This window comes from Pseudomonas sp. B21-053 (assembly GCF_026016365.1).
Taxonomy (GTDB): Bacteria; Pseudomonadota; Gammaproteobacteria; order Pseudomonadales; family Pseudomonadaceae; genus Aquipseudomonas; species Aquipseudomonas nunensis.
In genome coordinates, this window is sequence record NZ_CP087205.1 from 3,422,042 (window position 1) to 3,446,599 (window position 24,558).

The following is a 24,558-nucleotide window of genomic DNA, read 5'->3' on the forward strand; positions in this document are numbered from 1 at the left end:
CCGTTCTGTTGTTGCGTCGGGTTCATTGGGGATTGGCGGATGCGATTTGCATCAGCTGTTCGACCTTGATGAACGACTCTTCCCTGGATTGCAGGATGGCCATGGCTTCGGGCCGGGTTTCAAGCAACGGCCCGTCGACGACGGGGGCGAGCTTGAGCAAATGGTCACCTTCGTAGATGTTGTTTTGCAGCAAAAGGTCCAGGTTCTCGGTAATTTCCTCGATCCGGTCGTCACCCGGTTTACCGAATGCCACATATTGCTCATCGACCCAGTACAGCCATCCCAGTCGCGCCTGGATTTTTACGGCGTTGTCGGGCAGGTTGAAGGCTGGGCCATCGCCACGCCATTTCGGTTCCGGGTTCGCTGTCCACGCCAGCCATGCGCCGCGGTCTTTACCAAAGTGGCTCGGGGCAGGGCTGTAGACCGCTTGCCACGGGCCGAACAGTTCAATGGACTTATCACCGGCGGTGTAGGCCAGTGCGGCCCACAGGCTGGGCTTGTGATAGCTCAACAAGCTTTGGCCGCCGGATCCGTCGTTGGCTTTCAATAACCAGCGCGCGTGGGCGAGGGCTTTGGTGGCATCTTCCGAGGTCAGGGCAATGCCCGAGTGGTTTTCTTCGCACAATCGCGTGGCTTCGGCTGCCAAGCGGCTACCCCAAGGCGCGGTAAGCCAGAGCGGTCCCTCGTTGGCGATCTCGGCAAACTCAGTGCTGCTGAACAATGCCTGCGCGTTCATTGGTTCGCCGACGCGATAGAGGCGAGACATCGCCTCGGGTTGCCGTGTGCGATCGATGATGAAGCACAGAACTTGACTGGACTGTCCCCTGGGCAACGACTCGAATGCATAACGAGGTGCGGCCAGCAGGGTATTCATGGCGGTTACATGCATGTGCAATCCTTACGGCTGCAAGCGCCGTTGCTCTGTTTGCCGCACAACGGCGTGATGCCCGACTCATTGAGGCGACTCGGAAGCGGGGCCTTGCCCGCGACATCGGCATCAGCCACCTTCATAGGCCCGGGCAACAACGGAGCAGCCGGCGTCCCCGATCCCGGACCACCGCCCGAGTTGACCTTCACCTGCGCGCCACTGATCGTCACGCCCCCCGCATCCACCTTCACAAAGCTCCCACCAGCCTTGGCCGTGAGCTCCATGCCGCCCTCAACCACTACCTTTTCCCCAGCGTTGTAGTGAATCTCTGTCCCAGCCTCGACAAACTGCCCAGTCCCGACCCTCACATGCTGAGTCACGCCAACCGTGAGGTGGTCATCCGCCCGTGCTTCACTCTTGCGGTCGAGGTGGGTGATGCGATGTTCTTCAACCTTGAATTCGCTTAGAACATTGGCCTCGACGGTGTCATGCCGCTCGTTGCCAACGCGAATCTTCTGGTCATGCTCAATGTTTTCATCCCAGTCCCGCTGGGCGTGCAGATAAATCTGTTCTGCACCTTTCTTGTCTTCAATCCGGAATTCGTTGTAGCCCTTGCCGCCCGGTGAACTCAGGGTTTTAAAGGTGCTGCGGGTCTTGTTCGCCGGGAGGTCGTAGGGGACGACGTTTTCCTTGTGGTACAGGCAGCCGGTGACCAGCGGCTGATCTGGATCGCCTTCCATGAACGACACCAGCACTTCCATGCCGATGCGCGGGATGGCGATGCCGCCGTAGGCATTACCGGCCCAGCCGGTGGCGACGCGTAGCCAGCAGGTGGTGTTGTCGTCGGCCTGGCCTTCGCGGTCCCAGTGGAACTGGACTTTGACGCGGCCGTACTGGTCGGTGTGGATTTCTTCGCCTTTGGGGCCGGTGACGATGGCGGTCTGGCTCCCGAGGATTTTTGCTTTCGGGTGTTCGAGGGCAGGGCGGAAGTGCGCGTCCCACGGCGTGGCGAGGAAGCGGTTGCGGTAGCCCTGGTGGAAATCGTCTTTGTTATCGGTGACGTCGCTGGTGGTGTTTTCGCCGAGCACTTGTGGCTGTTTGCCTTCGTGGACGACTTCTAGCAGCAGCCAGAGGTCGTTCCACTCGGCGCGCGGGTGTTCGCTCAGGGCCAGGAAGTGGCCGCTGACGAGGATTGGTTCGTCACTTTTGCCTTCGGCGAGTTTGTAGTCACTGCGATGGCGTTCAAGGGCGCGGGTCGCCAGTTGCTTGCCGCGTTCACGGTCGGTGAAGCGGCCGGGATAGTCGTAGTCTTCGAGGTCCGGGGCGAAGGTGCTTTTGGCGCTGCCTTCAGGAAGGATGCGTGGTTTTTCGAAGTCGTAGTCGCGGCGGCTGACGCGAGTGGTGCGGGTTTCCAGGCGCAGGTTGAAGCGCTTGATCACGGTTTTCTCGGCGGCCATGCCGGAATCCTGCTGGTAGGCCACGGGCGCGAGCTTGCGGAATACGGTCTGGTCGTCGCCGAATACCAGTTTGTGGCCGCTGGCCGAGTGCTGGAAGTGGAAGTGGATGCCTTCTTCTTCGCACAGGCGCTGGATGAAATGCAGGTCGGATTCGTCGTACTGCACGCAGTAATCGCGTTCCGGGTAGATCGCGCCGAGCTGAAAACTGTAGGCGTCGGACAGAATGCCCCGCGCTTCAAGGACCTGGCCGATGATCTTCGGCACCGTCAGATGCTGGAAGATTTGCTGGTCGTGGTTGTGCCGCAGGTAGGCGAGTTGCGGCACCAGGCTGATGCTGTAGCGGGTCAGCTTCTTGCCGGAATCGCCCTGCTCGATGCGATAGACCAGGCCATGGATGATGCCTTTGCCGGTGGCGCCGAAGGTCAGGCAGCCAGGCTTGTGCAGGAGCTCTTCGAGTTTCAGGTCGGGGCGGGCGCTGACCAGTTCGATGTCGAAACTGAACGGCTGGTTGAGGGCTTCGCGACCGACGAAACTGAGCACTTGCAGGTCGGCGGAAACACCGTCCAGCGTGAGGGTAATATGGGTTGCGTTCGCGTCCAGCATGCCTTGAATTCCGTCCTTTGAATAAGCTGGGGCGGATGGTGCAGGATTAACCGGGCACGTTCAAGGCGCAAATGCCTTAGCTGCTGACTGCCTATTGCCTGGGGAAAACCCCTAAGGGCGGGGTTTCGGCCAGTGAATGCGGGGGCTTACCAGCATATCGTCAGGTTCCGGGTTGCCCGGGACCAAGGCTGCACCGAAGAACTAACGGTCATTTTCAGACTAATGTCACCTGCTAGAAGGGCGACGCCTTCGCAGTGCTGCCTTACAACCAATGCCAGAACCGGCTCCAGAATCCCCGACCCAAATCGTTTTTGCACCCGGCATATTGCTGCGCATACATATCAGAACGCCCCTGCACCTTGCCCGCCGTCGCCACTAACCAGCCTTTGCTGGCATAGGTTTTCTGACGATAGCCACCCCAACCCTCGTGGTAATTCAGGTACTGGCCGTAGGCGTCATATTTGTAAACACCATTGATGGTGGCAGTCTTGTCCATGTACCAGCCGACAAAGTCGATGGCGTCATCGAAGTCCTCGCGGTCGGCGCCGTGTCTGCCGGTGCTTTTCTGATAGTCGGACCAGACTTCATCCTTGGCCTGGGCGTAGCCGGACGCCGTCGACACCCGGCCCCACGGGATTATCCAGAGCAGGTATTTGCGCGGTGTCTTGGCGTCGTAACGGTAGCCGGACTCTTGATACATGATCGCGAACGGCACTTGGATCGGTACGCCCCAGCGCTTTTGCGTGACTTGCGCGGCGTCGTACCAGTCGCTCTTTTCCCGGAAGATTTCGCAGAGATCATTGGGAGAGCGTGGGGGCGAGGTGCTGCAACCGGCCAGCAGCGTGGTGAGTAGTAACAGTCCAGCCGTTTGCCTTGGGTTCAAAAGCCTGTCTTCCTGTCATGCGCTTAAAAGGGCGACAGTTTACCGACTCAAAGCCATGGCGGGGGGATTGTGGGTGATGGCTTTGGAGTTGGCGGTATGAGATAGATTGCCTTCGCGAGCAAGCCCGCTCCCACAGTGGATCTTCAGCGAACACAGGTTTGGTGTTCGGCAACAATCCATTGTGGGAGCGGGCTTGCCCGCGAAGAGGCCCTCACATTCAACGCAAATCCAACTGCTTGCGATACGGCAAATCCGGCCCCGTCTTGCTGCATGTCAGTGCTGCGGCTTGTACGGCGAACTTGAGCATGGCGTCGATCTGCTCACGACTCAGGCTTTGCACACCGTCCACCGAATCCAGCTGATGCTCGGTCAACCAGGTAATCAGCGCGGCCTGAAAGGTGTCGCCGGCGCCAACCGTATCGGCAATCTTCACCGAACACGCCGGCACCGACCACGAGCCATGGGCCCGACTGAACACCGTCGCGCCTTCGCCGCCACGGGTCAGGAATACCAACTGGCAACGATGCTGCAGCCAGCCTTCGATCACCCGCTGTGGATCCTGTTCGGGGTACAGCAGGCTCAAGTCCTCATCGCTGACTTTGATCAGGTCGGCCAATTCCACCAGTTCAGCAATCCGCGAACGCCACAAGTCGATGTTTGGCTCTGGATTAAGGCGCACATTCGGATCAAGGCTGATCAGGCGTTTGCCGCTTTCCCGGCCCACCAACGCCAGCAGCGTGTCGGCAATCGGTTGCACCACCAGCGAAAAAGAACCGATGTGCAAACCGCGCACCTCAGGGCCCAGTTCCGGCAAATGCTCAAGGCGTAACTGCCGATCCGCGCAGCCTTCGCCACGGAAGCTGTAGTGCGGCGAGCCATTGGCCCCGACCGCGACCATCGCCAGCGTGGTTGGCGCGGCGAAGTCGACGAGGTAATCCGGGCGTACACCTTCGTCCTGAAGTACTTGCTGCAAGCGACGACCGAGGTAGTCGGTGGACAACCCGGCAAACAGCGCCGCGTCCACGCCCAAACGGCGCAGACCCACGGCCACGTTGAACGGCGAGCCACCGGCAATTGCCTTGAAATTCACTTTTGAAGCCAGACCGCTGGCATCGTCTTCGCTGAAGAAATCGAACAGCGCTTCGCCACACACCAGATACATAATTGTTCGCTCTTTAAAGGGTTGCGACGTGTTGTTGATTGCGTTCGTAGGCCTGTTGCGCCGCCGCGACATTCTCGGCGATCGGCAAGGTTTCGCTGGCCAGATCGAGCTTCACGCAACGCTCGCACAAATCCGCCAGGGTGCTTTCGTGGCCGTTAGACCAGGATTTGCACCATGCCGCTTGAATCGCCGCGCCCAGGGCCGCGGCTTCACTTTGTTCGGTGCAGATCACCGGGGTGTTCATGATATCGGCGACGATCTGGCGCCACACCGGACTTTTCGAGCCGCCTCCGATCAAGCAAATGCTGCGGCTTTGTAAGCCATTCTGGCGCAGCAGGTCCAGTCCGTAACGCAATCCGAAGGTCGTGCCCTCGACGGCGGCGCGGCACAGGTTGGCCTGGGTCATGTTGGTCATGGTCAGGCCGTGCAGGCTGCCGGTGGCGTGGGGCAGGGCAGGGACGCGTTCGCCGTTGAGGAACGGCAGCATGCACACGCCGTCCGCACCAATCGGTGCATGGGCGACCAGGTTGTTGAATTGTTCGATGTCTAGCTCGAACAGTTCGCGAATCACGCCAGTGGCGTTGGTCAGGTTCATGGTGCAGATCAACGGCAGCCAGCCGCCGCTGGAGGAGCAGAACGTGGCGACCGAGGCGTCCGGACTGACTTTCGGCTGTTCGGAGTAGGCGTAAACCGTGCCCGAGGAGCCGAGGCTCATGGTGATCGCGCCGGGCTGGATATTGCCGGTGCCGATGGCGCCCATCATGTTGTCGCCACCGCCACTGGAGACCAGCGCTTGCGGGTTGATGCCCAGGTGTTCAGCGATGCTCGGCAGGATCGTGCCGACCGCTTCGTGCGCATCGATCAACTCGGGCAGCGATGCTTGCAGGCGTCCGGTGGAGTCGATGTCGCGCAGCAGTTGCAAGTCCCACTGGCGCGTGCGCACGTTGAAATAACCGGTGCCCGACGCATCACCGTATTCGCTGCAACTGCGGCCGGTCAGCCAATAGTTGAGGAAGTCGTGGGGCAGCAGGATGCGTGCGATGCGGGCGAAAATCTGCGGGTGTTGTTCTTTGGTCCAGAGCAGTTTGGACACGGTATAACCCGGCGCGATGACGACGCCGAGGCGTTCCAGCGAGCCTTGTTCGCCGCCCAGATGGGCCAGCAGGCGATCGTTTTCCGGGGTGGATTCGGTGTCGCACCAGAGCTTGGCCGGGCGCAGGACCTGGCCTTGGTCGTCGAGCAGCACCAAGCCGTGTTGCTGGCCGGAGACGCCGACGCCGAGGATGTCCTGGCCGTTGACGTTGGCCGCGAGCAGGGCGCGGCGGGTGGCCAGGGTGAAGGCGTCCAGCCATTGGCTGGTGTCTTGCTCACGCCGACCGTTGGCGCCGCTGATCAGGGTGTGAGCAGCGGCACCCTGGCCCAGCACCTGACCGCTGACGGCATCGAGGATGATGGCTTTGGTGCCTTGGGTGCCGCAATCGATGCCGAGGAATAGTTGTTGGTTTGCCATGGTTGATCCTTGGTGTGTCAGGTCGTTCTGGGTGAAGCTGTTCGCGGGCAAGCCTCGCTCCTACAGGTTTGGTGTCGATCGGGAGGCCGGCGACATACCTGTAGGAGCGAGGCTTGCCCGCGAAGACGGCGGTCATTTCACCGCAGCACTTACGCCAACACCCGCTCCAATGTCCGCGTAACCCCCACTTCCCGCAAGCTGTTGCAGCACCATTCAAACGCCGCAACAAACTCTGCCGAGCGCGGGATCGCGGTGCCGAAAATCTCTTCAACCTCCAGCAACCGCTGGGTGATCAACGCATCATCCGCCACCAGCGCCTGACAGAACGTCGCCCGCGGATCGGGAATCGCGTAGGTCACGCCATTCTCGTCCACGCCCTTCAAATACAAGGCCCAGGCCGCCACCACCAACGCCGCGCGCTTGGTCTCCTGACCATCGGCAATCAAGCGGTTGATCGTTGGCACGGTGAATTTCGGAAACTTCGACGAACCGTCCGAACACACCCGTTCCAGTTGATCGGCAATCGCCTGGTTGGAAAACCGCGCCACCAGGGTGTTCTTGTAGTCGGTCAAGTCAATGCCCGGTACCGACGCCAGTTGCGGCGTGACATCGAGGTCCATGTAAGCACGCATGTACTGCACGAACAGCGGATCGTTCATGGTTTCGTGGACGAAACGGTAGCCCTTCAAAAACCCCAGGTATGTCAGGGCCAAGTGGCTGCCGTTGAGCAACTTGATCTTCATCTCTTCGTAAGGCGTGACGTCGTTGGTGAACTGCACGCCAACCTTTTCCCAGGCTGGGCGACCGTTGACGAACTTGTCTTCCAGTACCCATTGCACAAACGGTTCACAGACCACCGGCCAGGCATCGTCGACCGCGTGTTTGTCGTGCAATTGCAGCTTGTGTTCGGTGCTGGTCATCGGCGTGATGCGGTCGACCATGGCGTTAGGGAAACTCACGTTCTGGTCGATCCAGTCCCGCAGATCAGCATCGCGCAGGGCGGCGAAGGCCAGCAAGGCTTTGCGAGTCACCGCGCCGTTGTGCGGCAGGTTATCGCAGGACATCAAGGTGAACGCTGGCGTGCCGGCGGCGCGACGTTTGGCCAGCGCGGCGCAGAGAAAGCCGAACACGGTTTTCGGTGCTGCCGGGTGCGCGAGGTCGTGCTGGATCAACGGCAGGTGAGCCATGAACTCGCCGTTGCTGTCGTCGATGCAGTAGCCGCCCTCGGTGATGGTCAGCGAAACGATGCGGATTTCGGGGCTGGCGAGCTTGTCGATCAGCGCATCGGCGCCGTCTTCGGCCAGCAACATGTCGCGAATCGAGCCGATCACCCGCACTTCGGCGTCGTCGTTGTCGCCCAATTCAAACAGGGTGAACAGGTAATCCTGTTCCTTCAAATCGTCCCGTGCGCGGCGGTCTTCGGCGCGCAGGCCGACTCCGCAAATTGCCCAGTCCAGGCCTTCGCCTGTGTTCATCAACGCATCGGTGTAATACGCCTGATGCGCCCGATGGAAACCACCGACGCCGATGTGGGCGATGCCTTGGCGCGTATCGCTCAGGGCGTAGGCGGGCAGCACCACCTCAGGCGCGAGGCGATTGAGGTTCTGTTTATTGAGTTTCATCGCATAGTCTCGTCAGGCAGCGGCGCGCAGCGGGCGGGTTAGCGCCACGCCGTCGGCATCGAATAAATGGCAGTGTTCGGCGTCCAGGTGCAGGCTCAGCGACTCGCCATAACGGCTGGCCAGATCGCCACGAACCCGCATGGTCAGCGCTTCGCCGGACGAGGTCACGACGTGGCAGAAGGTGTCGCTGCCCAGGCGTTCGCTGACGTCGGCGGTGACCTGCAAGGTGCAGTCGCCGGGTTGCGCGAGGTTCAGGTGTTCCGGGCGAATCCCCAGGGTCACCGGGCCGCCGACGCTCAGGTTGGCACCGCTCAATGGCAGGGTGATGCGGGTGCCGGCGTCCAGTTGCACTTCTACGCTCTGGCTTTCGACGCGGGTAACCTTGCCTTTGAGGAAGCCCATTTTTGGCGTGCCGAGGAACCCGGCGACAAACAGGTTGGCCGGCTGGTGATACAGGTCCAGCGGAGAACCCACTTGTTCAACTTTGCCGCCGTTCAGGACCACGACTTTGTCGGCCATGGTCATGGCTTCGACCTGATCGTGGGTCACGTAGATCATCGTGGCTTTGAGTTCTTTGTGCAGACGCAACAGCTCCAGACGCATTTGCACCCGCAGGGCGGCGTCGAGGTTGGACAGCGGTTCGTCGAACAGGAAGATTTTCGGGTTACGCACAATCGCCCGGCCGATGGCCACGCGCTGACGCTGGCCGCCAGACAGTTGCTTCGGTTTACGCTCCAGCATCGGCCCGAGTTCGAGGATGCGCGCCGCTTCACCGACTTTCTTTTCGACTTCGGCTTTCGGTACGCCGGCCAGGTCGAGGGCGAACGACATGTTCTTTTTCACGGTCATGTGCGGGTACAGGGCGTAGGTCTGGAACACCATCGCCAGGTCGCGCTTGGCCGGGCTGACTTCGGTGATGTCGCGGCCATCGAGTTCGATGGTGCCGCCGCTGACTTCTTCCAGGCCGGCGATCAGGCGCAGCAGGGTGGACTTGCCGCAGCCCGACGGGCCGACGAAGACCACGAATTCCTTGTCGTTCACTTCCAGGTCGATGCCCTTGATGATGGAAAAGCCTTCGAAGCCTTTTTGCAGATTCTTGATTTTCAGGTTGGCCATGGTGATGGGCCTCCAAATGTTTTTATTCAGTTGAGCCGGGCGCGCTTTTTGTAGGAGCCAGGCTTGCCGGCGAAGGCGATTTGACGGACGCCTTCGCCGGCAAGCCGTGCTCCTACAGGGAGCAATTCATTTCACAGCGCCAAACGACAGGCCGCGAACCAGTTGTTTCTGGCTGATCCAGCCGAAGATCAGGATCGGCGCACACGCCAGGGTCGATACGGCCGACAACTTGGCCCAGAACAGACCTTCGGGGCTTGAGTACGAGGCGATCAATGCGGTCAGCGGCGCGGCTTTGGACGAGGTCAGGTTCAGGGACCAGAACGCTTCGTTCCAGCACAGGATCAGCGACAGCAGCACCGTAGACGCCAGGCCACCCTTGGCGATTGGCAGCAGCACCCGGACCATTTCCTGCCACAGGGTTGCCCCGTCGAGGCGCGCGGCTTCGAGGATGTCTTTCGGGATGTCCTTGAAGTAGGTGTAAATCATCCAGACCACGATCGGCAGGTTGATCAGCGTGTAGATGACGATCAGCGCGATACGGGTATCGAGCAGGCCGAAACTCTTGGCCAGCAGGTAAATCGGCATCAGCACGCCCACCGGCGGCAGCATCTTGGTGGAGAGCATCCACAGCAGCGTGCCTTTGGTGCGCTTGGTTTCGTAGAACGCCATCGAGTAGGCCGCCGGCACCGCGATCAGCAAGCACAGTGCGGTAGCGCTGAACGAAATCACCACCGAGTTCCAGGCGAAGCTGAAGTAGTCGCTGCGCTCGTTGATGTGCAGGTAGTTCTCCAGCGTCGGCGTGAAGATGAACTGCGGCGGCGTGGCGAACGCGTCGATTTCGGTTTTGAAACTGGTCAGCACCATCCAGAAGATCGGGAAAAAGATCAGGATCGCGATGGCCCAGGCCAGGGTGCCGAGCAGCAGGCTTTGCAGACGGCGGGATTGTTGAAGAGTCATGGCGCGGGCCTCAGGCTTTGTCTGTCAGGTTTTTGCCGATCATGCGCACCAGCACGATGGCCGCGACGTTGGCAATCACCACCGCGATCAAGCCACCGGCGGACGCCATGCCGACGTCGAACTGCACCAGTGCCTGGTTGTAGATCAGGTAGGCGAGGTTGGTCGACGCGTAGCCGGGGCCACCGTTGGTGGTGGTGAAGATTTCGGCGAACACTGATAGCAGGAAAATCGTTTCGATCATCACTACCACTGCAATCGGCCGTGCCAGGTGCGGCAGGGTCAGGTGCCAGAAGATCGCGACCGGGCCTGCACCGTCGAGGCGTGCGGCTTCTTTCTGTTCTTGGTCGAGGGACTGCATGGCGGTCATCAGGATCAGGATCGCGAAAGGCAGCCATTGCCAGGACACAATGATGATGATCGACAGCAGCGGGTAATGGGCCAGCCAGTCCACCGGCTGCGCGCCGAACAGTTTCCAGACGTAAGCAAGAATCCCCGACACCGGATGGAAAATCAGGTTCTTCCAGATCAGCGCACCGACGGTGGGCATGATGAAGAACGGCGAGATCAGCATCACCCGCACGATGCCGCGACCGAGAAACTCACTGGCCTCCAGCAACGCACTGATCAAAACGCCGCACACCACGCTGATCAGCAACACGCTGCCCACCAGTAACAAGGTGTTGGTGGCGCCGGGCAGGAAGCCCGAGTCGGTCAGGAAATAGGTGAAGTTCTCCAGCCCCACGAACTCGTTCTCGCCGGGGTTGAGCAGGTTGTAGCGAATCACCGAGAAGTACAGGGTCATGCCCAGCGGCACGATCATCCAGAGCAGCAACATCGCTACCGAAGGACTGACCAGAAACCAGCCGGGGTTGGACAACCGGCTTTTACGCACCGGTTGGGGAATGTCCATTTGAGCTTTGGCAGTTGAAATATTCATGGCGAAAGAACCGATTGGGAACAGGCAGGTGAAGATCAACTGTAGGAGCGAGGCTTGCCCGCGAAGGCGGCTTGTCTGACACACCGCTTTCGCGGGCAAGCCTCGCTCCTACAGAGGGCGCGGGTTACTTGGGATAACCGGCGCGTTTCATCTCACGTTCGGTGGTTTGCTGGGCGGCGGCCAGGGCCTGATCGACCGTGGTCTGGCCGATCAGCGCTGCCGAGAACGACTTGCCGACCTGGGTGCCGATGCCCTGGAATTCAGGAATGGTCACCAGCTGGATGCCGATGTAAGGCACAGGCTTGATGCTCGGCTTGCTCGGGTCAGCAGCTTTCAGCGACTCGAGGGTCACTTTGGCAAACGGCGCGGCTTTCATGTACGCGTCGCTGTAGGTCGAAGCCCGGGTACCAGGCGGTACGTTGGCGATGCCGTCTTTCTCGGCAACCAGTGCGCCGTATTCCTTGGAAGTGGCCCAGGCGCTGAAGGTTTTTGCTGCGTCCTTCGCTTTGGAGCTGGTCGGAATTGCGAGTGCCCAGGAGTACAACCAGGCCGAGCCCTTGTCGGTGGTTTCGTGCGGTGCGTAAGTGAAGCCGACGTGCTCGCTGACCTTGCTTTGAGTCTTGTCGGTCACAAACGAACCGGCGACGCTGGCATCGACCCAGATCGCGCACTTGCCGCTGTTGAACAGCGCCAGGTTTTCGTTGAAACCGTTGCTGGAGGCGCCCGGTGGGCCTGAATCCTTCATGGTCTTGACGTAGAAGTTCAGGGCGTTTTTCCACTCTGGACCGTTGAATTCCGGTTGCCACTTCTCATCGAACCAGCGTGCGCCGAAGGAGTTGGCGACGGTGGTGATCAGCGCCATGTTCTCGCCCCAACCGGCCTTGCCGCGCAGGCAGATGCCGTACTGCTCTTTATCTTTGTTGGTGAGTTTGCTGGCGAATTCGCTGATCTGGGTCCAGGTCGGATGCTCTGGCATGGTCAGCCCGGCGTCCTTGAACAGGTCGGTGCGGTAATAGGTGATCGAGCTTTCCGCATAGAACGGCAGGGCGTACAGCGACCCCTTGACCGACAGACCTTCACGCACCGACGGGAACACGTCGTCGAGGGCGTAACTGGCCGGCAAGTCCTTCATCGGTTCCAGCCAGCCTTTACCGCCCCAGAGTGCAGCTTCGTACATGCCGATGGTCAGCACATCGAATTGTCCGCCCTGGGTGGCAATGTCGGTGGTCAGGCGTTGGCGCAGGACGTTTTCTTCGAGCACCACCCAATTGAGCTTGATGTCCGGATGCTCGGTCTCGAACGTTTTCGAGAGCTTTTGCATGCGGATCATGTCGCTGTTGTTGACGGTGGCGATGGTCAGGGTCTGAGCGCCGAGGCTGACGCTGCTGAGGGTCATGCAGGTGAGGGCAAGCAGAGCTTTTACAGAAGGTTGCATCGTGCACTCCTTTTCTGAGCCCGGGAGGGACAGAAGGACGGTTATTGTTTTTGTGTCTTCCGACGGCAGGAAGAATGTGCACTGATTACAGCCTTCAATTGAGGACGTGACAAATCATCCGTAACACTCGAATCGATACTTTTTTGCACTGGTGTTTGGAGGGGAAGGCGTATGGGACGGTTATCTGGCGATTGGCCGGTATGGATTCCGTATTGGTTTTGAAGGGCCAAAATCAAAAGATCGCAGCCTTCGGCAGCTCCTACTGGGATCGCGTTTCTCTGTAGGAGCTGCCGAAGGCTGCGATCTTTTGATCTTTTTTACGCCTAACCGAGGTTTTGCTCGGTCAACCGCTGCACCGCCAGCCGCCGGTAATGCGACGGCGTCATGCCCTTGAGCTGCTGAAAGCGCCGGTTGAAGTTGGAAATATTGTTGAAGCCCGACTCGAAACACACATCGGTTACCGGTTTGTCGCCATCGGCCAGCAGTTCGCAGGATTTGCTGATCCGCAGGCGATTGACGAATTCGATAAAGCAGCGCCCGGTGGCCTGTTTGAACACCCGGCTGAAATACGTCGGCTTCATGCCCAGATGCTCGGCGACTTCCTCCAGCGGCAGCTCGCGGGCGTAGTGAGCAAAAATGTAGTCCACCGCCCGGTTAGTGCGGTCAACGTTGTGCTCATCCGCCAGTTGCCCCGTCGTCGCACCGGACAGCAACTGGAAATCGTCGGACGCCGCGAGCAACTCAAGCAAAATGAAGAAATGCCCGAGCCGGGTCACACCTTTGGTGTCGGCAATACGCTGCATCAGGGTCATGGCCTGGCGGATCGTGCGCTTGCAGCGAAACTCGATGCCGTACTTCGCACGTTCCAGTAGCGGTGTCAGGGTCTTTAGTTCGGCAAACACAAGATGGCCGCTATCGAACAACTCGTCGGTGAAGTTCACCAGCATGTCGCGCTTGGGCACCACTTCATCCTCGGCCACCTGGCTGATCCAGTTGTGCGGCAGATTGGGGCCGGTCAGGAACAGGCTTTCCGGGTAGAAGTTGCCGATATAGTCGCCGATGAACACCTTGCCGGAACTGGCTACGATCAGGTGCAGTTCGTATTCCTTGTGGAAATGCCAGCGCACCAGCGGGCAGGGAAAACCATGCTGGCGATAGATGATGGACAACCCGTTGTGATCGTCCATCAACTCGTAGGAAGGATCGGTAATTCTGGCTGATCGGCTCATGGCACCGCACTGTTATTGTTTTTGCGACTTGATGATGCCTCTTTCACGGCCGAAAGCGCCAGCATCTCGACTCAAGACACCCTGGGCGCTGCCTTCATGCTGTTGGCAACCCAGCAATAACCGACGATCTCGGACTCATCGAAAAAGTCGGTGCTGATGATGCTGCAGCGGGTCACCCAGTCCAGCGATGAATGAAACCATTCATTGATGTGCTGCTTGATGTCCACCGGCCCACCGAGAAACGAGTAGCTGGTGGCGGTCAGTGACCAGAAGTAATCGTCGCGGCGCGGCGCTTCCAGGGTCCGGACGATGTGCGAGCGCAATTCGCTGATGTCAGTCAGTCGCGTGCCACTCCAGTGATGGGGAACCCGTATCCAGAACACGTCAATGTCCAGCTCCACGGAGCCACTGGCAGCGATAATCACGCGTTTTTTACTGCTGGCGGCTTTGAGTTCGCCGAGGGTCTTGTCTTCGTCTTCGGGGGAGATGGCTCGCGCCCCGAGGCTTTGCGTGAGCAAATCATTGAACTGCGCAAAATCGAAGTACCGGTTACCGTCGCGCAACTGATGAAAGTCGAGAATGATGAATTCATCCGGGTTGCGATCCAGGAAGTCATTCACCGCGTCGATCAGTTCACCGAGCACCCGCAAGGATTGATAGCCGTTGTGATGAAAATAGAACGTGCCCAGGGGGGAGCCCGCGCGGTAACCCAGGCGTAGATCGAAGGCGCGGGCCCCGTTGGCCAGTTGCCAGGCAAACGAATCGTTCTGGCAGGTGGTCCAGTTGCCCAGGACGACCTCGTAGTTTCGGGCTTTCTTGTCCATGCCCGAGTTGTGCGTGCCGGGCCAGATAAGGTCGGTGAGTTTCAAGCGGTCAATGTCGGGGACTTTACTCATCCAACGTTGCTTGTCGACATTGGACGTGGGGCTGTTGGGCATGTTCAAGGCTCCTGCCTGTGGCTCGGCTCCCCATCCGTGGGAGCGAGGTTTGATTGATTCGTGACCAAAGCCTAGAAGACGGCTATGGATTAATCAATGTGCGGAAACATCCACATAAACATAGCGTTAAGCCAGCTATCTCACGTCAAAAATCACCCGCGAGAATCAGAAGCGGATGACTCGCTGTGGCGATTTTTCGCCTCGATCCACTGCGCCATATATTGCGTACTTTTATGCGCATGATGGCGAAGCATGGCCCCAGTGAAGTTGTCGCGACGCCGTTCGGCCAGCTCGCGACGACAGGTTTGCAAACGCTCGGTCAGGGCCGGTCCGTGCTCTGACTGGCTGTATTGGGCCGCGAGCAACTGGTCGCCATTCTGCTGAGCCTCGGTCCATAACGCCTTGTCCCGATACAGCGCAACAGCAGCAGTGGCAAGCGCTTCGGCCGATTCAGCAATAACACCCGGCCACGGCAGCCCATCGCTCATGCCTTCAGCGCCAATCGGCGTAGTCACCGTGGGTGTGCCGCAGAGCATGGCGTCGACGATTTTGCCCTTGATCCCCGCGCCAAACCGCAGCGGCGCCAGGCAGATTCGCGCGGCTGACATCACCTGCAACGCATCCTCCGCCCAGTTCATGATGTGGAATCCCTGTGCCGGATTGTGCAGAGCCGTGGCCTTGGGCGGGGTGTAGGCGCCATAAATATGCAGTTGCGCACCGGGCAACTGTTGACGGATCAACGGCCAGACCGAGGTTTTCATCCAGAGCACCGCGTCCCAGTTCGGCGCGTGGCGGAAGTTGCCGATGCTGAGAAAGTGCGCACGATCCTCAAACGCTGTGTGGGCAGTTGTTGGCATGTCGGGCATTAACGGGCACCAGTGCAGCAAGTCCCGTGGCAAATTGAACTGGTCGACCAGCAACTCGATTTCCACCGCTGAAATCATCAGGCTCAGGTCGCAGCGATACAGCGCGGCAATCTCGCGTTTGGCCAGGTCCGTGCCAGCCATCAACTCGAACTCCTCGCGCAATGCCGGAGCAAACAGATCGCTGAAGTCGTTTTCGTCGCTGCTGGCCTTCAAACGGTCCTTGAGCCGCTGGTGTCTGGCGTGGCGCAGGCTTTGCAGGTCGGACGTTTCAAGCACGCGCAACGCGTCGGGGCAGTATTTCTCCACGCGCCAGCCGAACTGTTCTTCCATCATGAACTGGTCGAACAGCACGATATCCGGGGCCAACTCGCTGATAAAAGCATCGAAACTGCTGTTATTCAGCTCGATAGCGCATTCACGAATACCCAGCGCGGCGAGGTCGGCCTTGTGCTCGCCGACACCCGCCGGGCTGCTGAACGTGATGTCCCAGCCTTCCTGCAAAAACGTCTCGAGAATCTGCATCACATGCCCACTGGCCGCCGAAGAGCGGGGTTCGGGCCAGACGTAACCAATGACCAGGACTTTGGTTGCGCGGGGCTGACTCATGAACGTGTTCCTTGGCGACAAGTGAGGGGCAGGCGAAAAGGCCGCAATTAAACCACAGCAACCGGGCGTGGCGGTCTTTCGCTCGATCCCCTCCGGCCCGGACGGTCATCTCAAAGGCGTCCGTCAACGCGGTTGCATCTAAGCCAGCGTAGAAAGATCCACAATGACGGAGCCTTTGAAGAGTCCAGTACCGGCCCCGGCACGCATTAGCTCCATGGCGAGCAGGTTTTTGATAAACAGTGGTGGATTGGTTGAGCGTTGATTCAACAAAGACACCGCCACGGCATAAGAATCAGCGTTCAGCAAAGCAGGATGCCTGGAAACCACGCCCGGCAGGCTTGCCTTGATCTTCATGAAATGGTCCAGCTCGGCTTGAGGGATGCCTGAGTTCCAGGGATGTGCAGCGAGGTTCATCAACGGGTTTACATCAACCTCGCCTGCGGTTCGCAGGCCTGCATACATCAAGTCCGCGGTATGCTGCGAGCCGTGCGACATTTCATGCACGATGCCATCGGCAATTCTGCCCCGATCAAACTTCGTCGTTTGAAAGTAATCACTCATTTCGGCGGTGTAGATGGTCATAAATTTGCTGTTGAAAGCATCTGACTGATAGTTGCCGGCTTTCCATTTGGCAAAGCGGTCGATGTACATCTCGGCTAAAGCGCCTTCGTTCGGGATTTTTTCAAAGTGGATGTTTTTGATTGAGACATGACTCATGTCTTTTCGCATCTTGGTCAGAACATCGCTGACAAGAGTGGCCGCGACGGTGGAGTCGTCGCCGAAGATAGACTTGAGTAGCGACCTGATTTCCACGTGATCGCTTTGCGTTAAAAGCTGGGCCAGCGCCGTGTCGATTTTTTGTTGTGCAATAGGAAGGCTTTTGCGGACATACGAGAAAGCAAAGCTGTCCGGCATTAACTTGAGCCACACCCGCGACAGCGCCATTTTTGAGCGTTGCAACGCGGTGAGCCGAGGTCCCCACGGCTTGCCGGTCCGCAGGTTCAGCGCGTACCAGTCGTCAACGTTGCGCACGGCCCACAATGCGGAGGTCTCGCCCGACTGACCCATGGCCTTCCAGGTGCCGCGCGACATGTCCATGTGCCGTGTTGCTTCAATCAACTCCCGGGTTGGATTGTTGATTAGCCTGCGCAGTTGATCTGTGCCTGAATCAAGCAATTCCTGGCCGGCCTTGCTCAAGCGCCAGGCGCCTTTGCCCAGCAGTTTGAAACCACCTGTGATCAGTTCCGGGACGCCATCCAGCGGGTTCACCGCCGAAATCACCAAGGCGGACGCGGCGCGTGCCAGGTTCGCGGCTTTTGCCGCGGTGGAGGCAGATTTGGCCGCGATGCTGGCCAGTTTGGCAGCGGCACCAACCACCATGAACAGCGACCCTACGACTTCCAGCGAGCAACTGCTGGTGGCATCCAGCTTGCGATCAGCGTCGTCAGAGGAAAGGTCCGCGATGCAGGCTTTGAACGGGACAATGATGTTGACGAGCGTTGCCAGCCTGTCGTCGGACTTCTGAATGGCTTCTTCCCATTTAGTTTGGCCCCACGCGTCGGCATGCAGCTCTTGCCCGGTCACGAAGGGGCGGTGTTTCACCACAAAATCGGCGATTGTCTGAATATGCGGGGAATAGAAACTTTGATAACTGCTGGCATAGTGCTCCGTCACCGAAGGTGCCGCTATCGACCCCAGTCTTTCTATGACGCCTTTACTGTGCTTGCCGCTCTCCGGTTGAACGCCATGGGTATAGCTTTCAACGTTCAGCGGCAACTCATATAGAGTCGTCGGCGCAGTGTAAGTGGTGAGGTTGCCGGTGAATGCCAGCCGTGAAGGCATGTTCAGCAGATTGTTGTCGATGATCAGCTTTGCCAGTTCCTGGTTCTTGCGACATTCCCCGTACAGGGTGAACAGTTCGTAGCAATAGAACTGGTTATCTACTTCGACGCCAAGCAACACCCCGTATCGTCCGGTAGCGGCATCCTTGTCGCGTTGGTTCTCTACCGGGTCCGGGTGCCTCGGGAGAATTGAAAAGTCCGGATGGAGCATGGCCAGGATTGGATGGACAGGCAAGTTCGGTCGTTTGTCTTGCTTCACAACCGAAGGGCGAATAGTGAAAACGTTGATCTTGCCGCGCTGAAAATTGTTTCGGTCGTGCTGAGGCAGCGCGGCCATGGCCAGTTTTAACGTGGTGGCCACTGCGTTTTCATGCTGTTTATGTGCCCGCTTGAATTCGATATCAAAGACGCCGTGTGGCGAAGCCAGATTGGAGAGCAGTTTCGGGAATCGCTGGTAAACACTGATCTGCGGTTTCCTGACATCCCACTCTTGGGTGCCAAGGTCATTGGACATATGCAGGTCGAGCATGGACATGGCCAACGGTTCGTTGAAAAAGTCCTCACCGCGGCCCTTCTTGAGGTAGAGCACTTCCTTTTGCAGGAAATCAGGGGCGGGAGCGGCGTGTTGCAGCATTTTGAGAGCCGCTTCACGGCGAGTGGGCATGGGGCTCGCCAGTGTCTGTGCCGCTTCTGCCAGCAGATCAGCGTTTCTTCTGAATGCCTTCAGGGCCGTTGCGAATGCGGTTTTCTCCGGGGCCCCCAGGTCTTTCTGATCAATCGCGCCGTGCAACAGGGCCCAGTCCATGATGATTTCTCTGGCAATCAATCCGTGTATCGATTCCTGCGATGGCGTGACTGGTTGAATCTGCCCGAGAATCTGGAGTTGTGGAAAGGTCATCACGCGGCTGGAACCGGCGGCGTTCAGTTCTGCCAGACACACGCCTTGCCGGAAGTCGACCCATTGCTCTGTACCCAGCAACAGCGAAGACGGCGCATCCTTGACCAGAAACTCGGGAGCATTGCCCGCCAATAGCAGGTGAGCGATCAAGGGGGCAAGCGTGTCGGGGTACTGATGCGTTGCAACAAGGTGGTACTCAAGCTCGATCCGTACCCTCTGGAGCGACTTTTCTACGTTATCCGGCGAGTACAGGTTATAGCCCGCGATGTGTTTTTCAGCGAGGTGGGTGTCGATCAAGGTTGTTTGATCAAGCAGCAGGGCAGTGAGCAACAACTGGTCCAGGTGCACTACATCGACAGATTCACCTTCATGTGCGCCATACCAACCCAGTGCATCAAGATATTCCTGGGACCATTGCCGGGCTGCTTCGCTCGACACCATCTTTTGCAACAGGGCATCGGCGTTGTTGCGAATGTAGTCAGCAGATTTCGAGTGCAACAAGCCTCGGCTTAATGTTTGGAGCAATCTATTGGGGCCATTAACCAGATCAAGGGTTACCTCGCGAATATTGGCCTTGTTTGCATCCGTCAGGGAGAAAGGCTGCGGCCCAGGGGGCGAGAGTAATTCCCAATAGTTTCCGAGTGGTGGACTTTCAATGGGCGCCATGGACAAGAACTTGAATAAGTTGAGTGTCTCAGCTTCGTTGCTGGGAACATAGTAGTCATGGAATTTAAGCCATTGTTCGACTTTAACGTAATTATTGGAATAAACCGCGCCACCTGTCATAGCAGCGAGCCCGGCAATAGCATACATATCATTCTTGAAGTCGGAAAATTCTTCGGCGTCGAGGTTTAGATCGATCTCCAGTTCAGAGTTGCCTTCGTCGGGGTGCCAGTTTGGAATCAAAGCGCATAAAAGACCATCGTCATAAACGGCAAAGACATGGCGGGAGTCCACGTCATAGCGGTGTCGCAACTCAATAAACGCGCGGGTCTGCATGGTCTCGGCGAGCATGCTCTGTGCGGGTTCGTAGGCCAGGCTGAAACTGGATTCTGGATGGCAGGAGATGTAAGCCTTGAGGTAATTCATTCCAAACTTTGAATAGGTTTGAATAGCCTCGATGACGGCGGCTTTATCCACGTGGTCAGCCGATTGTCGATTGAGTTCAATGGCGATGTGGTCGGCGTCAATGGTTGTTTGCTGTAGTTTTTTTACCGTGTGACAGGTGACTTGTGGCATCAATGAATCCTTTCATTTGATTGATAAGGGCAGGAATTTGAATTAAGGCTGATGAGGGGCGCTCATTTGTCTAAGTGCGCACAGAGGCTGATGTTCTTTGGCAGGATTATGGTCTTTTAATGTCGACAGTGTCGCAAGTGTGTGTCTGTGAGTATGTGTTTCGAGGGGGCTGATCAGCGAGGGTTGGTTGTTGCGGGTTTAATAGTCTTTGATGATAAAAGCCCCTCCTGTGATATTACTGGAGAGGCCTTCAAGCGCGTATTACGGGTTGAGCATTTGTTTTACTTTATCGCGCAACTGGTCAATCGAGAACGGTTTGCCAATCACCTGCATGCCCGCCGGCACGTCGATGCTTTCGGCGTAGCCGCTGGCAAACAGGATCGGCAGTTCGGGGCGCAGCATCCGCGCCTGGGTCGCCAGTTCACGACCATCCATCACCGGCAGGCCGACGTCGGTCATCATCAGGTCAATGTACTGATCTTCGTCATTGAGAAACTCCAGGGCTTGCTCGCTGCCATCTGCTTCGAGAACCTTGAATTCAAGTTCCTCCAGCACATCGACGATCAGCATGCGCACGATGGCATCGTCTTCGACGACAAGAATGATGGACGCGTTGGAGGACATAGTAGGGGCTCTCAATGGTGGATTTACGGGTCGGCGGTCGATCGAAATCGCCGGTCTCTTGCTTGAGTAAATGCAAGACCCCGACAAGTTCCCGACCCGATACAAAAAACAATCGCTGTACAACAATAGGCAAGGATAACGCGCGGCATTGATCAAGAGCAGTTAATTGCTGGAATTTGCTAACAAAGCAGTCAGAAAATTAGATCAATGGGGCGGTTTTGGGGCAAACTCCTTGGTTTTCAACAGTTCGACAAGGCCTTCCCCATGACCTCTGCGTCTTCGGTTGACGAGCAACGCTTCCGTAAACTCCTGAGCCGCAACGTCAGCTTGCCGCTTGGCGTAGGTGCAATCAGCGCGGTTTTCTTTGTAGCGCTGATCACGTACCTGTTGTCGGTCATCCAGTGGGTGGAGCACACCGACCGGGTGATCAATAACGCCAATGAAGCGGTGAAGCTGACAGTCGATCTGGAAACCGGGATGCGCGGTTTCCTGCTCAGCGGCGACGAGCACTTCCTGGACCCGTATGAAACGGCCAGGCCGAGAATCGCGGTCGCCCTCAATACCTTGCTCGAACTGACCGCCGACAACCCGGTGCAGACCGACCGTTTACGCCGGCTTCAGGCCCTGCAAACCGAATGGGCCACCTACGCGCAATCGATGATCGATTTGCAGAAATCCAGCGGCGACTATCGCGGCGCGGTCAAGGCCGGGCGTGGCAAGCGCCTGACCGATGAAATCCGTGCCCAGTTCCAGGATGTGATCGATATGGAGCAACAGTTGCGCACCACGCGCAACGAAGAAGTGCGCCGCACCACGATCTGGAGCATCACCCTGTACCTGCTGTTCGTGGCAGGTATCAGTGGCTTACTGGCCTACATTGGCCGTCGCGATTTGCTGAATCTCTCCCAGAACTACAGCGCCAACATGGCGGCCCAGCAGGCCAGCGCCGCGCGCCTGGAGAAACAAGGCTGGCTGCGCAGTGGCCAGACCGAATTGGCTGAGCAAGTGCTGGGGCAACTGACCCTTAACTTGCTGGGACGCAACATCCTGCAATTCTGCGCGCAATACCTGGGCACCGCCGTGGCGGCCATTTATGTGCGCGAAGAACATGGCGGCCTCAAGCGCGTGGCGTCTTACGGCTTGTCCCGCGAGCAGGAAGCACAGGAACAGTCGATCTATGACGGCGAAGGGATTGTCGGCCAAGCGGTCAAACAGGGCCGGCTGATTCGCCTGGACGACGTACCCGCCGATTACTTCAAGGTCAGCTCCGGCCTGGGCGAAGGCTTGCCGCACAGTGTGCTGGTGGTGCCGACCAGCGACGATGACCGGGTCAATGGCGTGATCGAACTGGGTTTCCTGCGCCCATTGGACGAGCGTGACATCGAGCTGCTCGAGCTGATTGCCGGCAACATCGGCACCTCGATCGAAGCTGCTCGCTACCGTCAACGCTTGCAGGAAGTATTGGCCGAAACCCAGCAGCTCAACGAAGAACTCCAGGTCCAGCAGGAAGAACTCAAGACCGCCAACGAAGAGTTGGAAGAACAGTCGCGAATTCTCAAGGAGTCCCAGGCGCACCTGGAAACCCAGCAAGTGGAGCTGGAGCAGACCAACGAGCAACTGGCCGAACAGGCGCAGATCCTCGCCGATCAGCGCGATGCCATGGACCAGAAGAACACCGAGCTCAATCAGGTGCAGATACAGCTGGAAGACCGCGCCGAAGAATTGCAGCGCTCCAGCAAGTACAAGTCCGAATTCCTGGCCAACATGTCCCATGAACTGCGCACGCCGCTGAACAGTTCGCTGATCCTGGCCAAGCTGTTGGCGGAAAACCCGCAGGACAACCTCACTGCCGAACAGGTCAAGTTCGCCGAGTCGATCTATTCGGCCGGTAACGACTTGCTCAACCTGATCAACGACATTCTCGACATCTCCAAAGTCGAGGCCGGCAAACTGGACATGCGCCCGGAAAACACCAGCGTCGCGCGCTTGGTGGACGGTTTGCGCGGGATGTTCCAGCCGATGGCCACGGACAAGAATCTGGACTTCCAGATCGAGTTGCAGCCCGGCTCGCCGATGATGATCTACACCGACCGCCAACGCCTGGAGCAGGTGATCAAGAACCTGCTGTCGAACGCAGTGAAGTTCACCGAAAAAGGCAGCGTCAGCCTGACCGTGGCCAGTCAGCCGGGCGACGGGATCGCCTTCATCGTGCGCGATTCCGGGATCGGCATTGCCCCTGATCAGCAGGAAAGCATCTTCGAAGCGTTCCGTCAGGCCGACGGCACCACCAATCGCCGTTATGGCGGCACGGGGTTGGGCCTGTCGATTTCCCGCGACCTGGCGAATCTGCTCGGCGGTTCGATCAGTGTCACCAGCGAGCCGGGGCAGGGCAGCGCGTTCACCCTGGTGTTGCCGCAGCAGTACGTCGAACCCGGCGATGAGCCGGTTGAACCGATGCGCGCGACGCCGGTGGTCTACGCGCCTAGCGCCCCGGTGGCCGCTCCGGTGCCGTTGATCGCTGAAGTCGACATCCCGAGTTTCAACGACGACCGCACCAAGGCGCCGTTCGCCACGCGCTGCATTCTGGTGGTGGAAGATGAGGTGAATTTCGCCCACATCCTCTACGACCTCGCCCATGAGCTGGGTTATCAGTGCCTGGTGGCCCACGGTGCCGACGAAGGTTATGACCTGGCCAGGGAATTCATCCCCGACGCCATTCTGCTGGACATGCGCCTGCCGGATCATTCCGGGCTGACGGTGTTGCAGCGCCTGAAGGAACACGCCGAAACCCGCCACATTCCGGTTCACGTGATCTCGGTCGAAGACCGGGTCGAAGCCGCGATGCACATGGGCGCCATCGGTTATGCGGTCAAGCCGACCACCCGCGAAGAGCTCAAGGACGTGTTCGCCCGCCTCGAGGCCAAGCTGACCCAGAAGGTCAAAAAGGTCTTGCTGGTGGAAGACGATGACTTGCAGCGCGACAGCATTGCCCGTCTGATCGGCGACGAAGACATCGAGATCACCGCGGTTGGTTTCGCCCAGGAAGCCCTGGACCTGCTGCGCACGACGATTTTCGATTGCATGATCATCGACCTGAAACTGCCGGACATGCTCGGCAACGATCTGCTCAAGCGCATGTCCACCGAAGACATCTGCTCGTTCCCGCCGGTGATTGTCTACACCGGGCGCAACCTGACCCGGGATGAAGAAGCCGAGCTGCGCAAGTATTCGCGCTCGATCATCATCAAGGGCGCCCGCTCGCCAGAACGACTGCTGGATGAGGTGACACTCTTTCTGCACAAAGTCGAATCCCAGTTGTCCCATGAGCGGCAGAAGATGCTCAAGACCGCGCGCAGTCGCGACAAGGTCTTCGAGGGCCGCAAGGTGCTGCTGGTGGACGACGATGTGCGCAACATCTTCGCCCTGACCAGTGCACTGGAACAAAAAGGCGCAGTCGTGGTGATCGGTCGTAACGGTCGGGAAGCGATTGAAAAACTGAATGAAGTCGAGGACATCGACCTGGTGCTGATGGATGTGATGATGCCGGAGATGGACGGTTTCGAGGCCACGACCTTGATCCGCCAGGATCCGCGCTGGCGCAAACTGCCCATCATCGCGGTAACGGCCAAGGCCATGAAGGACGATCAGGAACGCTGCCTGGCGGCGGGTTCCAACGATTACCTGGCCAAGCCGATCGACCTGGATCGCCTGTTCTCGCTGATTCGCGTGTGGTTGCCGAAGATGGAACGCATCTAAAGGAAAGCATT

General features: G+C 58.5%; 16 protein-coding genes. 1 reads left to right on the forward strand and 15 read right to left on the reverse strand.

What is annotated here, in order from left to right; all coding sequences use genetic code 11:
• Positions 1-22: 22 nt before the first annotated feature.
• From LOY68_RS15740 to LOY68_RS15810, 15 genes are all read right to left on the reverse strand, one after another.
• Complete coding sequence (locus tag LOY68_RS15740; protein ID WP_265045665.1) at positions 23-889, reverse strand: DUF4123 domain-containing protein; 867 nt, start codon at positions 887-889, stop codon at positions 23-25.
• Positions 880-2,928, reverse strand: coding sequence for a type VI secretion system tip protein VgrG (locus tag LOY68_RS15745; RefSeq protein WP_265045666.1), 2,049 nt, complete (start codon positions 2,926-2,928; stop codon positions 880-882). Before LOY68_RS15745 ends, LOY68_RS15740 begins: the two co-directional genes overlap by 10 nt.
• Positions 2,929-3,190: 262 nt before the next feature.
• On the reverse strand, positions 3,191-3,811 hold the full coding sequence (locus tag LOY68_RS15750) for a hypothetical protein (protein WP_054046231.1): 621 nt from the start codon (positions 3,809-3,811) through the stop codon (positions 3,191-3,193).
• A 217-nt stretch (positions 3,812-4,028) separates the two neighbouring features.
• Entirely contained in the window at positions 4,029-4,973 is a 945-nt protein-coding gene (locus LOY68_RS15755) for a carbohydrate kinase family protein (RefSeq protein ID WP_265045667.1), read from the reverse strand.
• A 13-nt stretch (positions 4,974-4,986) separates the two neighbouring features.
• Positions 4,987-6,483, reverse strand: a complete 1,497-nt coding sequence (gene xylB, locus LOY68_RS15760) for a xylulokinase (RefSeq protein WP_265045668.1) — start codon at positions 6,481-6,483, stop codon at positions 4,987-4,989.
• Positions 6,484-6,632: 149 nt separating this feature from the next.
• Positions 6,633-8,105: a mannitol dehydrogenase family protein gene (locus LOY68_RS15765; protein WP_265045669.1), complete on the reverse strand. Its 1,473-nt coding sequence runs from the start codon at positions 8,103-8,105 to the stop codon at positions 6,633-6,635.
• Positions 8,106-8,117: 12 nt separating this feature from the next.
• On the reverse strand, positions 8,118-9,221 hold the full coding sequence (locus LOY68_RS15770; RefSeq protein WP_054046223.1) for an ABC transporter ATP-binding protein: 1,104 nt from the start codon (positions 9,219-9,221) through the stop codon (positions 8,118-8,120).
• Positions 9,222-9,347: 126 nt separating this feature from the next.
• Positions 9,348-10,178: a carbohydrate ABC transporter permease gene (locus LOY68_RS15775; RefSeq protein ID WP_054046221.1), complete on the reverse strand. Its 831-nt coding sequence runs from the start codon at positions 10,176-10,178 to the stop codon at positions 9,348-9,350.
• A 10-nt stretch (positions 10,179-10,188) separates the two neighbouring features.
• Complete coding sequence (locus LOY68_RS15780) at positions 10,189-11,088, reverse strand: carbohydrate ABC transporter permease (protein ID WP_265045790.1); 900 nt, start codon at positions 11,086-11,088, stop codon at positions 10,189-10,191.
• 151 nt (positions 11,089-11,239) lie between these two features.
• Positions 11,240-12,550 (reverse strand): ABC transporter substrate-binding protein, encoded by a 1,311-nt coding sequence (locus LOY68_RS15785; protein ID WP_054046217.1) that lies wholly within the window; start codon positions 12,548-12,550, stop codon positions 11,240-11,242.
• A 323-nt stretch (positions 12,551-12,873) separates the two neighbouring features.
• On the reverse strand, positions 12,874-13,779 hold the full coding sequence (locus LOY68_RS15790; RefSeq protein ID WP_163910046.1) for an AraC family transcriptional regulator: 906 nt from the start codon (positions 13,777-13,779) through the stop codon (positions 12,874-12,876).
• Positions 13,780-13,850: 71 nt separating this feature from the next.
• On the reverse strand, positions 13,851-14,717 hold the full coding sequence (locus LOY68_RS15795) for a phospholipase (protein ID WP_265045670.1): 867 nt from the start codon (positions 14,715-14,717) through the stop codon (positions 13,851-13,853).
• 152 nt (positions 14,718-14,869) lie between these two features.
• Positions 14,870-16,189 (reverse strand): glycosyltransferase, encoded by a 1,320-nt coding sequence (locus LOY68_RS15800; protein WP_265045671.1) that lies wholly within the window; start codon positions 16,187-16,189, stop codon positions 14,870-14,872.
• Between the two features lie 138 nt (positions 16,190-16,327).
• Complete coding sequence (locus LOY68_RS15805) at positions 16,328-20,167, reverse strand: hypothetical protein (protein ID WP_265045672.1); 3,840 nt, start codon at positions 20,165-20,167, stop codon at positions 16,328-16,330.
• A gap of 261 nt (positions 20,168-20,428) precedes the next feature.
• A complete protein-coding gene (locus LOY68_RS15810) occupies positions 20,429-20,791 on the reverse strand; it encodes a response regulator (RefSeq protein ID WP_163910050.1) in 363 nt (120 codons plus the stop codon).
• A 264-nt stretch (positions 20,792-21,055) separates the two neighbouring features.
• Here LOY68_RS15810 and LOY68_RS15815 point away from each other — a divergent pair, with 264 nt between their 5' ends.
• Positions 21,056-24,547: a response regulator gene (locus LOY68_RS15815; RefSeq protein ID WP_265045673.1), complete on the forward strand. Its 3,492-nt coding sequence runs from the start codon at positions 21,056-21,058 to the stop codon at positions 24,545-24,547.
• Positions 24,548-24,558: the final 11 nt, after the last annotated feature.